The following is a 13,254-nucleotide window of genomic DNA, read 5'->3' as shown; positions in this document are numbered from 1 at the left end:
CGCTGAAGTACAGCGATGTCGAAGCGTCGCCATCGACTTCGGTGGCACCGCTGGCCACGCCGCGCTGCGAGCGCTCGCTCGTCGCCCGACTCACGTGGCCGCGACTACAACCCCAGCATGCGGGCAAGCTCCGAGCTCTTGTCATTTGGGCGGGGAGCGACATGGCTTTCGAGGTGCTGCAAATGAGCCAGCATCCGTTGGACTGCCTGCTTCCGATCGCCGGCAAGAATGGCAGCGACGATGTCAGCATGTTCGTGTTCCGAGCAAGAAACGCTTTGTCCCGGGTCCCCATGCGCCAGGTAGATCAACGGGGTACGCGCGACTAGTTGCTCCAGGAATTCGGTCAGGACTGCATTGCCTGCGTACTTGGCAAGTCGCACATGAAAGTCCGCTGAGAGCTTGATGCCTGCCCGCATGTCGCCGGCACCATAGGCGTCACTTTCCTTCTTCATGAGGTTGCGCAGCTCTTTCGCATCTTTGGCGCTGATGCCGCCGGTCAGGTTTTCCACCACGGCCAATTCCACAAGCCGGCGGGCGGCAAAGATCTGCCCCACTTCCTCTGAAGACGGACTGGCGACAGACGCCCCGTACTGAGAGCGGATCGTCACCACTTTTGCGGCCGCCAAGCGTACTAGCGCTTTGCGGATCACACCGCGTGTGACGCTGAACGCCTCCGCGAGGGGCACCTCCTTGAGTTTCGTGCCGGGGAGAAGACGATGGTCCAGGATGCCTTCGTAGAGCGTTCGATAGACGCGCTCCTCAGGGCTGTTCGAGTTCGTCGGCGTTTCACCGTCGCCCGACTCACGCGTGGACTTGCCGGACTTCGCGGACACATCCCTCTTCATGCTCGACCCGAAGGCATTGCTCATGTTGACCCTCATGTAGCTCGTTCCGTCCGTTCTGCGCTGTCCCGACTCAGGAAATTCTGCTGTTGCTCGAAGCGGAGAAGACAGGCCCAAGATTCTATGCTTACAAAAAATGTGCACATTGCATCGTAAATAATGTTGACAATAAATGTGCGCAGGAATCACACTGCCTCCATCCAATGCGTAGCGAGCGCGATGCGGACGCTCGCAATTGATCTTCTTTGAGGAGAACCTTCAGATGTCCAGTCAATTGGCAGAGGCCGCTCGACGGCCGCCCACCAGCATCACGTTGGTGGTGAACGGCGAGCCGCATCAGATCGATAGCCCCGACTCCAACAAGACGCTCCTCGCGTACTTGCGCGAGACGCTCTGCCTCACCGGAACCAAGGAAGGTTGTGCGGAAGGAGACTGTGGCGCTTGCACGGTCGTAGTCACCGAAAGGCATGGCAACGGAACGCGCAGCCGCGCGGTGAATGCATGTATTCAGTTGCTGGCCACCTTGCATGGCAAAGAAGTCACCACGGTGGAAGGGCTTGCAGGACGCGATGGCTCGCTTCATCCGGTGCAGCAAGCCATGGTCGACTGTCACGCTTCGCAATGCGGCTTCTGCACGCCGGGCATCGTGATGTCGCTTCATGCCCTGACGACATCGACCCCGAACCCGACACGCACTCAGGTCGAATGCGCTCTCGCCGGGAACCTGTGTCGCTGTACTGGCTATCGGCCTATCGTTGACGCGGCGCTGCAGGCCGATGCTGGCGGCGAGAACGGCAATTGCAGTTCAGCATGGACCCAGAAAGATGCCTGTCCGCGAGGTCTGGAAGAAGCGGCCCGAGGTCGGGTCGCCTTGGATCATCCAGCGCGCCGCTACTGGGCACCGGAGACGCTGGGCGAGTTTGCGGATCTGCGCGCGGTGCATCCCGACGCCGTCGTCCTCGCAGGCGGTACGGACCTGGGCCTCACGATCACGAAGAAGCGCCAAGACCTGCCAGCGCTTCTCTACATTGGAAGAGTCGCTGAGCTGCGGCGGATCGCCTTCTCGAAGACCCATCTCGAGATCGGGGCGGCTGCGACTTTGACCGATGTGTTCGAACCGCTTGTGGATCACTTTCCCGAGCTTGCCGAATGGGCGCGACGCTTCGCATCGCCGCCAATTCGCAATGTCGGCACGCTTGGAGGCAACATCGGCAACGGCTCTCCCATTGGCGACTCGATGCCTGTCCTCATGACCTTGGGCACGAGTCTGGTGCTGCGGTGCGGACCCGAAAGGCGCGAGATTCCGCTGGACGAGTTCTACACGGGCTATCAGCGCAACGTGCTCGTCCCAGGCGAATTCATCGAGAGTATTCGCGTTCCTCTGCGAGTTGCTGGTAGCCGCTTGGGCGCCTACAAGATCTCCAAGCGATTCGACCAGGACATTTCTGCGGTATGTGCCGCATTCTCGATCCGCGTGGATGGAGGAAGGGTGGCGCACGCCAAGATCGCCTTTGGGGGAATGGCCGCGGTGCCAAAGCGCGCGCTGCACTGCGAGGCAGCGCTGATGGGAGAGATCTGGAGCAATGACGCTGTCCACGCGGGAATGAGGGCGTTGACACAGGACTTTCAGCCCATCGACGACATGCGTGCCACCAAGGGCTACCGCCAGTTGGTGGCGCAAAACCTTCTCTACAAGTTCCTGCTCGAGACGACCACGGCCGGTCGCATCAGCGTAGTTACCAGCGAGGTCTGATCGATGCGCCAGCAAAACAACAAATCGGCGGTAGGGCAACCGATCCGCCACGACAGCGCCCACCTCCATGTCACAGGCAGGGCCACCTACGTCGACGACATTCCCGAATTGCGTGGAACGCTTTATGCGGCGGTGGGCCAGAGCGCTCGGGCCCACGCGCGCGTCACGTCCCTCGATCTGTCGGCCGTCCTGTCGGCACCCGGTGTCGTGGCTGTCATGACGGCAAAGGACATCCCGGGTAAGAACGATTGTGGGCCGATGGTCGACGATGAGCCCATCCTGGCGGACGGCCTCGTTCAGTGCGTCGGTCAAGCGCTGTTCTCCGTGGCCGCAAGGTCGATCGAGCAGGCCCGTCGCGCCGTGCGCCTCGCAATTGTCGAGTACGAGGACCTCGAGCCGATCTTTACCGTGCAGGAGGCGATAGCCGCGCAGTCGTTCGTCCTGCCCACCATGCACTTGCGCCGCGGCGACGCAAAGCCCGCCATCTCAAAGGCTCCCCATCGACTCCGTGGTTCGATCCGCATGGGTGGCCAGGAGCAGTTCTATCTGGAAGGCCACATCGCCTACGCGGTCCCCCGTGACGACGGTGGAATGCACATCTACACCTCGACGCAACATCCCACCGAGACCCAGATGCACGTCGCACACGCACTGCATCTTGCCGAGAAGGATGTAGTCGCGGAATGCCGTCGTATGGGTGGCGGATTCGGAGGCAAAGAGAGCGGATCGGTCCTGTTTGCCTGCAACGCAGCATTGCTTGCCCAGAAGACGGGACGCCCCGTGAAGCTGCGTGTCGACCGGGACGACGACATGGTCATGACCGGCAAGCGCCATGACTTCGAGACTTCATTTGAAGTCGGTTTCGATCGCGACGGTCGCATACGCGGCATCGAGATGGACGTGGCGGGACGCTGCGGCTATTCCGCCGATCTGTCGGCGGGGGTCAACGATCGAGCTGCACTGACGAGCGACAACACGTATTTTCTGGAGAACGTGGCAATCCACTCGTACCGGTGCAAGACAAACACCGTCTCCGCGACCGCGTTCCGGGGCTTTGGCGGCCCGCAGGGGGCGCTTGGCATCGAGCAAGTCATCGAGGAAATCGCTTTCCATCTCGGCAAGGATCCGCTCGAGGTGCGCAAGGCAAACCTCTATGGCATCGAAGAACGCAACGTCACGCACTACGGACAGGTGCTGAAGGACAACGTCATCGCCGACCTGATCTCGAAGCTCGAGTTGAGCTCGGGCTACGCGGATCGGCGACGTGATGCTCGGACCTTCAACGCAACGAGCGGCCATCTCAAGAAGGGGATCGCGCTGACACCACTGAAGTACGGCATTTCCTTCACCGCACCGCACCTGAACCAAGCCGGCGCGCTCGTGCACGTCTATACCGACGGCAGCGTGATGCTGAACCATGGTGGCACCGAGATGGGCCAGGGGCTCTTCACCAAGGTGGCGCAGGTGGTTTCCGAGGAGTTCGGCATTGACGTTGACCGCATCCGCATCACCGCTTCGGACACGAGCAAGGTGCCGAATACATCCGCCACGGCGGCATCGTCCGGCAGCGATCTCAACGGCAAGGCTGCGCAGGACGCCGCACGCCGGATCCGTCAACGGCTGGCTGGGCTGGCAGCTGCGCACTTCGGCGTCGTTCAGGAGTCGGTGCACTTCGCCCGCAACGAGGTGCGAGCCGGAGACCAGGCCATCAGCTTCGCCGAACTGGCGCAGTTGGCTCACTTCAACCAGATTTCGCTTTCCGCCAACGGCTACTACCGCACGCCGATGCTCGATTGGGACGCGAAGACCCTGACCGGTACGCGACCCTTCTATTACTTCGTATACGGCGCCGCAGTGTCGGAAGTGCTCGTCGATATTCTGACCGGCGAGAGCCGTGTTCTGCGGACTGACATCCTGCACGACGTCGGTCGCTCCTTGAACCCTGCGATTGACCGTGGGCAGATCGAAGGAGCATTCGCACAAGGCATGGGCTGGCTCACGATGGAGGAGCTCTGCTGGGATGCCAAGGGGCGGTTGACGACCCATGCGCCGTCGACCTACAAGATTCCGGTCGCCAGCGACATGCCCAGGGACTTCCGCGTTGCGCTCTATGAATCCCCCGGCAATGTGGAGGACTCGATCCATCGCTCCAAAGCGATCGGTGAGCCACCGGTGCTACACGGCATCTCGGTCTTTCATGCCTTGAGGGATGCGATCGCGAGCGTTGCAGACTACACGCTGAGTCCGAGGCTTGATGCGCCTGCGACCGCCGAGCGCATCCTCTTCAGCGTGATCGATCTGCAGCGCCGCGCGGCCGCGATGCGCGCACCGCAGGAGGTGCTCGCTGTATGACCGCCTGGTTGTTCGATGCCCAGAACTTGTCGCGACAGGGCAAGGCCTTTGTCATGGTGACGGTTGCCAGGACACTGGGCTCCGCGCCACGCGAAGCAGGTACGCGGATGTTGGTAACTCGGGAGGAAGCCCTTGGCACGATCGGTGGTGGCCATCTCGAATATCAGGCCGCGTCGATGGCCCGCGAGATGCTCACCAACGGACCCGGGTTTCTCTGGCACCGCTTTGCGCTCGGCCCGAGCCTCGGACAGTGCTGCGGGGGCGTCGTCGAGTTGCTTTTCGAACACGAACACGCCGATCGTCTTGGTTGGATCGATGTGCTCGTAGACCAGCTGCGAGGCGGCGCTTCCGCGGTACTGGCCGTAGTTGCCGAGGGAGAACGTCGCTGCCGCATGGTGCTCGCGCCCGGGATGACGTGGAACGACGGTGAGCTCGATGCTGCGGCGCAGGGGCTGGCCCGGCGAGCGCTCTGCGCGCAGGGGGTGCACATAGCCGCCGCATCGCAGTCGTCACGTCCCTCACGAGTTGCGCTCGCGCAATGCGTGCGGCCTCCGGAGCTCGAAGTGGTCCTGTTTGGCGCGGGACACGTCGGACGGGCTCTGATAGGGGTTCTCGGCATGCTGCCTTGCCATGTGACGTGGGTAGATAGCCGCGAGGATGAATTCTGTTCCGACCCTCCTGCGAACGTGACGGTGGAATGCACCGCGGACCCGACCGACGAGGTGGCCTCTGCCGCGATAGGCGCATGCTTTCTTGTCCTAACTCATAGCCACGCGCTGGACTTCGAACTGAGCCGAAGAATTCTTGCCCGTGGAGACTTCCGCTTCTTCGGCTTGATCGGCTCACTTACCAAGCGGCGAGGCTTCGAGCGCCGCCTGCGCGATCGCGGTGTGCCGGAGTCGATGCTGGAACGCATGCGGTGCCCGATCGGAGTCGAAGGGATCGCTGGCAAGGAGCCCGGTGTGATCGCCGTGGCTGTCGCGGCGCAACTGCTTCGATTGCGCGAGGGGTGCGGAGCACCCGCATCCCATGACTACCGACGCGCTCATCGACAAGTGGCTGAAGAGGTTCATTGAGGAACGTGCCAAACGGAATTCGCCGATTGGACTTGAACGACAACCTGAGGAAGAACGACCATGAAATTCCAACGCAGACTCACTCTCCTTGCACTCGCGTCGCTTGCCTTCTGGCCGCATGCGCACGCCGAGCAGACGGCTCCGCTCGAAGTGGCATTCCTTTACGACAACCCCATCGGCGACGTGGGCTGGGTCCGCCAGCATGAAATGGGACGGCTGGCCATCGAGAAAGCCCTGGGCGACAAGGTCAAGACCAAGTATGTCCAGGTGCCTACCGGGGCGGATTCCGAGCGTGTGATGCGATCACTGGCGCAGTCCGGCACCAAGCTTATCTACGGCGTGTCTTTCGGCTACATGAATCCAATGGCCAAGGTCGCCGCGCAGTTCCCGGGCACGACGTTCATGAATGCGCAGGGATTCATGACCAGCAAGAACATGGGCGTCTACTCCGCGCGGGTCTACGAGGGCTTCTACATGAATGGCGTCATCGCCGGCAAGATGAGCAAAACCGGGACCGTCGGCTACATCGCATCGATGCCTGTGCCGGAGGTCGTGCAGGGCGTGAACGCATTCATGTTGGGCATGCGTAGCGTGAACCCCAAGGCTACCGTCAAGATCGTTTGGCTCAACACCTGGTATGACCCAGGTCGCGAGCGCGAGGCCGCCAACGCACTGTTGTCCGATGGCGCGGATGTGCTGACCTCGGTATTGTCCTCGCCGGTTGCCGTCCAAGTGGCCGAGGAACGCGGCGCCTACGCAGTCGCCTGGCAAAGCGACATGTCGAAGTACGGCCCGCGGGCGCAACTGAGCTGTGCGCTGCTGGATTGGTCGAATCCCTATACCCAGATCACCAAAGCCGTAGCGGCCGGAACTTGGAAATCCTCCAATGACTGGCTTGGTGTGCGCGAAGGGGTCATCCGCATGGTCGGTCTGAGCGCTTCGCTGCCGTCCGATGTCAGGCAACTAGTGACTCACATCGAGTCCGACATGAAGAGCGGAAGCTTCAAGCCGTTTACCGGCCCGATCGTGGATCAGGACGGCAAACAACGCGTTGCTGCAGGCGTCTCCATGAGCGACGACGAACTGCGCAAGATCGACTGGCTCGTCGCCGGCATCCAGGGTCGCATTCCGGCGAACTGAGAAGGGAGCCGTGCACCAGCGCCAACAACCAGCCAGCAGCATGCCCATGTCCGATAACCACGAAAAGTCGACGTCTCCACCACGCCTGGAGCTGCGCGGCCTGACCAAGATTTATCCTTCCCTCATCGCCAACGACAAAGTCGATCTGGTGGTGCAGCCTGGCGAGATTCACGCAGTGCTAGGCGAGAACGGCGCTGGAAAGAGCACGCTGATGAAGAGCATCTATGGCGTGGTCAAGCCGGATGCCGGGCAGATCCTGTGGGACGGCCAGCGCGTGAACGTCACCAGTCCGGCACATGCGCGCTCGCTAGGCATTGGCATGGTCTTCCAGCACTTCTCGCTGTTCGAGACCTTGACCGTGACTGAGAACGCGGCGCTGGGTCTGCCGGGCAAGCCGGACCTGGGCGACCTGGCTCGCCGCATCGAGGCTGTTTCGCTGCGCTACGGCCTCGCTGTGGACCCGCAGCGCCTCGTGCACTCTCTATCTGTGGGCGAACGCCAGCGCGTCGAAATCATTCGCTGCATGCTGCAAAACCCGCGCCTGCTGATCATGGACGAGCCCACCTCGGTGCTCACACCTCAGGCAGTCGAGAAGCTCTTCGATACCCTGCGCCTACTGGCCGATGGAGGATGCAGCATTCTCTACATCAGCCACAAGCTGCACGAGATCAAGGCGCTGTGCCATACAGCGACCGTGCTGCGCGGCGGCCGCGTCGTTGGTCATTGCGATCCTCGCCGGGAAACTGAGGCGACCATGGCTAGGCTCATGGTCGGCCAAGAGGTCGTTGGGTGCCGGCCGGCGGCGAAGGCTGCGAGCGGACCGGATGTTCTGGTGGTGAAGCATCTGACGCACCGAACGGACGATCCGTTCGGTACCGATCTCGAAGATGTGTCCTTCACAGTGCGCGGGGGGGAGATCGTGGGCATCGCCGGCGTCTCGGGCAATGGACAGCAGGAATTGTTGGGCCTGCTCTCTGGGGAGTCGTCAGGCCATTCTCCGGCTGCGATCCAGATCCTCGGGACGCCAGCCGGCCATCTCGGTCCCGCGGCGAGGCGGCGCTTGGGCATGGGGTACGTTCCTGAGGAGAGACTTGGCCGGGGCGCGGTACCTGGCATGTCCCTGCTCGAGAACGCATTGCTGACGGCTGATCGAAAGGGGCTGGCAAGACACGGGCTCATTGACGCGCCCGCGCTGAGTGCTTTCGCGCAGCGCTGCATAGCCGACTTCAACGTCAAGTGTCGCGGCCCACATGCGTCCGCGGACAGCCTTTCTGGCGGCAACCTGCAGAAATTCATCGTGGGGCGCGAGATTCTGCAGATGCCGAAGCTGCTGGTGGTCGCACAGCCGACCTGGGGCGTCGACATTCAAGCGAGTGCCTTCGTTCGCCGCCAGCTGGTCGAGCTGCGCGATGCCGGCGTCGCGGTGCTGGTGATCTCGGATGACCTCGACGAACTGTTCGAGATCTGCGACGGCTTGCTCGTTATCGCCGAAGGCCGGCTGTCGCCGGTCAAGCGACGTGAAGACACGAATGTCGAGGAAGTGGGCCTGTGGATGAGCGGTCTATGGTCCAGCTCGCAGGCTGTGACTGATCAACCAGGGATCGAGGAGGTACGTCAGCATGCGGCTCAAACTTGAAACCCGGCCGGAACCCTCGGCCACCATGCGCTATGCCTCGCCGCTGGTTGCCCTCGTGCTTACCGGATTGGTTGGGACCGCGTTGTTCATCATTCTCGGCCGCAGTCCGCTGCAGGCTTTCGAGGCCCTGTTCATCACGCCGGTCAGCTCCCTTGCCGGCCTGGGCGAACTCGCTCTCAAGGCGTCACCGCTGATGCTGATTGCGATGGGACTAACCGTGGGCTTTCGGGCGAGCGTCTGGAACATTGGTGCCGAAGGCCAACTGGTGGCTGGTGCCATCGTCGGCGGAGGGCTGGCGGTGCATTTCCATGGCGTCCAAAGCGGCTGGCTGTTGCCGGCGATGATGTTCGGCGGGGCCTTGGGTGGCGCGGCATGGGCAGCGGTTCCGGCACTGCTCCGCACTCGGTTCAACGCCAACGAGATCCTCACAAGCCTGATGCTGACCTATGTGGCGCAGCTTGCCTTGAGCTACCTGGTCTACGGACCATGGCGCGATCCAAATGGCTTCAATCTCCCGCAGACCCGTATGTTCGACAGTAGTGCGCTGTTCTCGATCCTGATCGATGAAACGCGCATGAACACCAGCCTGTTTGTTGCGCTGGCGGCGGTTGCACTTGGATGGATCTTCATGAGCAAGAGTCTTCTTGGCTACCAGATGCGCGTGGCCGGGATGTCCAGTGCTGCAGCCTCGTATGCCGGGATTAATGCCCGGAAGACTGTTTGGGTCGGCATGCTCGCAGGAGGTGTTGCCGCCGGTCTGGCGGGCGTGGGCGAAGTGGCGGGGCCTATCGGGCAATTGCTTCCGGTGGTGTCGCCCGGCTACGGGTTCGCCGCCATCATCGTGGCCTTCGTCGGGCGCCTGCATCCGGTCGGCATTGTTCTCGCGAGCCTGCTAATGGCCTTGCTCTATCTTGGCGGAGAAGCCGCGCAGCTCAACCTCAACATGCCAGCAGCCATCACCGGTCTATTCCAGGGCATCCTCTTGTTCATCCTTCTCGGGACTGATGTGCTCGTTAGCTACCGGATTCGAATCGAGTTCCGCCGTCCACGGACCGGTGCAGCCAAGCAGGGAGTCTTCGCATGATCGATGCACTTGTTCCCGTTGTGATCGCCACGATCGGCGCAGGGACCGCTATCGCCTTCGCTGCTCTGGGTGAACTGGTCACTGAACGATCTGGAGTACTCAATCTGGGTGTCGAGGGCGAGATGCTCGTCGGTGCCATCGCCGCATTCGCTGCCGCGTCGGGAACTGGCAGCCTCTGGACTGGGGTCGCGGCAGGCATGCTCGCTGGCGCCGCCATGGCGCTGTTGTTCGCCTTCCTCACGTTGACCCTGATGGCCAATCAGGTTGCCTGCGGGCTGGCTCTGTCGATCTTCGGCGTGGGCCTCAGCGCCTACGTTGGCCAAGCCTATCTGAACATCGTGCTTCCAACGCAACCCGTGTTGCCATTGCCGGGGTTGTCTGCTCTGCCCGTGCTCGGACCGATGCTGTTCTCACATCAGCCGCTGGTCTATGCATCCTGGATGCTATTGGGCGCAGTTTGGTGGTTCCTGTATCGCAGCCGGGCCGGCCTCAAGCTTCGGTCGGTCGGCGAGTCGCCCCAATCGGCGCATGCGTTGGGACTGCCAGTGACTCGGATCCGCTATCTGGCCACGATGTTCGGCGGCGCGACCGCGGGGGTTGGCGGCGCATTCCTCGCCGTCATGTATACGCCGATGTGGGTCGAAGGCATGACTGCGGGCCGCGGCTGGATCGCACTTGCCCTTGTCGTCTTCGGGACCTGGAGGCCGGCGCGTGTCATGCTCGGTGCCTATCTCTTTGGTGGCATCACCGTCGCCCAATTGTTCGCCCAGAGTCGTGGGATTGCTGTGCCCTCTCAATTGCTCGCAATGTTGCCTTACCTCGCGACGGTGGTGGTGCTCGTGATCATCTCGAGCAACCCGCTACGAATCAGGCTCAGCACGCCTGCTTCCCTCGGCCAGTCATTTCGAGCCGCGTCGTAGTGCCTGCCGGCGTCCCTTCGCGATCGACATGAGCATTCGCGCAATGAGACGCAGATTTCCAATGTTGACCCAAACCAACCTATCGGAGGATCGAGCGGCTCGCTCGCTATCGCTGCCGCACGGAGCCGCTGGATTCTTTCAGCCTCTCCAGCCCGCCTTGCGCAAGCCCGTGAGCCAGTGCTGAAAGACGGCCTCATCGCGAAATCCCAATGAGGCGCGAGCTGCCTGTTCGGTCGTAAAGCCTGGTAGCAGCGCCATGCATTGTTCCAGCGCTTCCCTTGCTTGCTCAAAATCGCCAACTTGACCGAGCGCAATGGCCAGACAGCGCCATCCCGACGGAAAGTGTGGGTCGCGCAGCACTGTCAGCTTCGCAACTTCTGCCGCTCTCTCATAGTTGCGCGCAAGATAGTGCCCTAGTGAAAGCAGTGAGAGATGGTTTTGCAGCATCGAATCTTGTGGGCTTATTCGCAATGCCTTCTCTATGGCCTCTATGCCCAGTGCGTACTCCCCGCAAAACAGCCGAGTGGTTGCTAGCGCCGCATACGCCGCTGCGTAGCTTGGATTGTGCTCAATCGCGCTCTGGCACATGGCAAGCGCTTCGTCATGTTTGCCAGTGCGGGCGAGTACATAGCCGAGGATCCCGTACGCCATCGCGTCGAGGGGATCAATCGCGATTGCGGCGAGCGCGCACGCCTTGGCCTCTGCAAGTGCTTCCCGTGGATTGGTGGTCCAAAGGAACCAGGCTTCGCATAGGCGCACGGCGGCAACTCCCGAGTGCGGGCCAGCGAGGCCCGAGTCGAGTTGAATCGACCTGCGAAACAGGGGTACAGCGGCCACGAGATCCTCTCGGCGGAAGCGCTGTAAGTGCCACATCCCTCGTTGGAATGAGTCCCAGGCGTCAAGGCTGCCGGGCTTCTTAAGGTGCGCGCGCTCGGTTTCCGCCAGACCGACCGCCCCTTCGAGCGCGCCAACTATGCCATCGGCCAGGTCGTCCTGGATCGCAAATAGATCTTGAAGTTCTCGGTCATAGCGCTCCGCCCAGATCTGATGACCGGTAGTCGTGTCGACAAGGCGCCCGTTCACGCGCACCCGGTGGTCCACTTTGCGCACGCTGCCTTCCAGCACATAGTGGGCGCCAAGCTCGCGCCCCACCACCTTGGAGTCGACGGGGCGCCCCTTGAACGCGAAACTCGAATTCCTCGCGATGACAGGCAAGCAGCGCCACAGTGCCAAGCGGGTCAGAATGTCCTCTGCCAGACCATCTGCGAAGTATTCCTGCTCCGTATCGCCCGAAAGGTTGGCAAATGGCATCACGGCAAGTGCAGGCCGTCCGCCAAAACCTGCGACTGGTTTCGAGACATCGACTCCAGTGATGGCAAGCAGGAGGTTGTCAGCGGCTCGCCCAGCATAGACGCGGACGGGGTCGGCAATATTCTTAACCTGTTGCTCACCACGGTCCTGGAAGTCCGCTGGAATCTTTCCCTTTACGGCACTTCGCATCGAAGCGGATACGGCAATGCCTCCGGGCTCGGCAAGCCCCTCGAGCCGCGCAGCGATATTCACGCCGTCGCCATAAACCGTTCCGTCAGCCTTCTCGATCACATCGCCCAGATGCAGGCCAATGCGAAAAAGCATCCGCCGACCTTCAGATGCTGTTTCGGCCAAGGCATTGATCTGCTCTTGGACAGCTAGAGCCGCTGAGACTGCGCCCGTTGCCGTTTCGAAAACGGCCAGCACGGAGTCCCCCGCCATGTCGATGATGCGGCCTTGCTTGGCTTCGATTTGTGTCTTGAAGATCTCTCGCGCCGCTTCGAGTGCGGTCACCGTAGCGAGCGCGTCCAACGACATCATGAGCGAGTACCCTGCAGCGTCTGCTGCCAGGATCGCAACGAGGCGATCCCTTTGGTCGGTGCTGTTCATGACATATGCCCTCATCGGATACAGCGACACGATCCGTAGTATCCGCGTCCACAGACCGAAGGGCAATTGTTAGCAACTTGAATGAACGATGCCTGGTCCTCGCTTGGTCAGTCAGTTCTTGGTCAGCAACGTGCTTTCAGGCGTGCGGGCCTCGCCAGGGGATTGAAAAACAGCCGTCAATCGATCACGCGTGTAGCGCGGGAAGCACCGGAGTGTAGGCATATGAACGTCACTACATCACTGAGCACTTCCCGCAAATCCAGGCCATCGGCTTAGCGTTCGGGCGCCCCATCGACGCGCTCGGACGTCCCGCCGAACGAGCGGCCTCGCGCGTTTCGGCAATGGAGCGCATCGGTGTGGTGAACATCACGATCACACTCGTGACACTGGGCGAGGTATCGAAGCATTCGGGCACGCACCACCCCGACTGCGAAACGCACCGGGCAAGAAGCCTTCGAGATTAGACCTCTCCGGTGGCGGAGCGCTTCGGGGTCGGAGCTTTCGGGCTCGGATAGCGGCGCCCGGGGCCTG

The 13,254-nt window shown here is 61.8% G+C and carries 9 protein-coding genes; 7 read left to right on the top strand and 2 right to left on the bottom strand.

Translation table 11 applies throughout. The features are described 5' to 3' along the window. Positions 1-104 precede the first annotated feature (104 nt). Positions 105-869 carry a GntR family transcriptional regulator gene (locus FHW64_RS31940; protein ID WP_184533097.1) on the bottom strand — a complete coding sequence of 255 codons (765 nt, stop codon included), beginning with the start codon at positions 867-869 and terminating at the stop codon, positions 105-107. A 208-nt stretch (positions 870-1,077) separates the two neighbouring features. Here FHW64_RS31940 and xdhA point away from each other — a divergent pair, with 208 nt between their 5' ends. The 7 genes from xdhA to FHW64_RS31905 all read left to right on the top strand — a co-directional run bounded on the left by xdhA (position 1,078) and on the right by FHW64_RS31905 (position 10,803). Continuing rightward, positions 1,078-2,595 carry a xanthine dehydrogenase small subunit gene (gene xdhA, locus FHW64_RS31935; protein ID WP_260306518.1) on the top strand — a complete coding sequence of 506 codons (1,518 nt, stop codon included), beginning with the start codon at positions 1,078-1,080 and terminating at the stop codon, positions 2,593-2,595. A 3-nt stretch (positions 2,596-2,598) separates the two neighbouring features. Next, positions 2,599-4,947: a xanthine dehydrogenase molybdopterin binding subunit gene (xdhB, locus tag FHW64_RS31930; protein ID WP_184533095.1), complete on the top strand. Its 2,349-nt coding sequence runs from the start codon at positions 2,599-2,601 to the stop codon at positions 4,945-4,947. Next, positions 4,944-6,023: a xanthine dehydrogenase accessory protein XdhC gene (xdhC, locus tag FHW64_RS31925; protein WP_184533093.1), complete on the top strand. Its 1,080-nt coding sequence runs from the start codon at positions 4,944-4,946 to the stop codon at positions 6,021-6,023. Before xdhB ends, xdhC begins: the two co-directional genes overlap by 4 nt. Before the next feature lie 150 nt (positions 6,024-6,173). Next, positions 6,174-7,163, top strand: coding sequence for a BMP family ABC transporter substrate-binding protein (locus FHW64_RS31920; protein WP_311733417.1), 990 nt, complete (start codon positions 6,174-6,176; stop codon positions 7,161-7,163). A 46-nt stretch (positions 7,164-7,209) separates the two neighbouring features. Then, positions 7,210-8,799: an ABC transporter ATP-binding protein gene (locus tag FHW64_RS31915; RefSeq protein ID WP_221210574.1), complete on the top strand. Its 1,590-nt coding sequence runs from the start codon at positions 7,210-7,212 to the stop codon at positions 8,797-8,799. Beyond that, positions 8,783-9,883, top strand: a complete 1,101-nt coding sequence (locus FHW64_RS31910) for an ABC transporter permease (RefSeq protein WP_184533089.1) — start codon at positions 8,783-8,785, stop codon at positions 9,881-9,883. The genes FHW64_RS31915 and FHW64_RS31910 overlap by 17 nt, the downstream gene beginning before the upstream one ends. Continuing rightward, positions 9,880-10,803, top strand: coding sequence for an ABC transporter permease (locus FHW64_RS31905; protein WP_184533087.1), 924 nt, complete (start codon positions 9,880-9,882; stop codon positions 10,801-10,803). Before FHW64_RS31910 ends, FHW64_RS31905 begins: the two co-directional genes overlap by 4 nt. A 138-nt stretch (positions 10,804-10,941) precedes the next feature. On the opposite strand, the gene FHW64_RS31900 is transcribed toward FHW64_RS31905, so the two are convergent. Beyond that, positions 10,942-12,723, bottom strand: a complete 1,782-nt coding sequence (locus FHW64_RS31900) for an adenylate/guanylate cyclase domain-containing protein (RefSeq protein ID WP_184533085.1) — start codon at positions 12,721-12,723, stop codon at positions 10,942-10,944. Between the last annotated feature and the right edge of the window lie 531 nt (positions 12,724-13,254).

This window comes from Variovorax sp. Sphag1AA, from assembly GCF_014192575.1.
Classification (GTDB): domain Bacteria; phylum Pseudomonadota; class Gammaproteobacteria; order Burkholderiales; family Burkholderiaceae_C; genus Variovorax.
The sequence above is the reverse complement of the archived record's forward strand: the minus strand, read 5'-3'. Positions and strand labels throughout refer to the sequence as shown.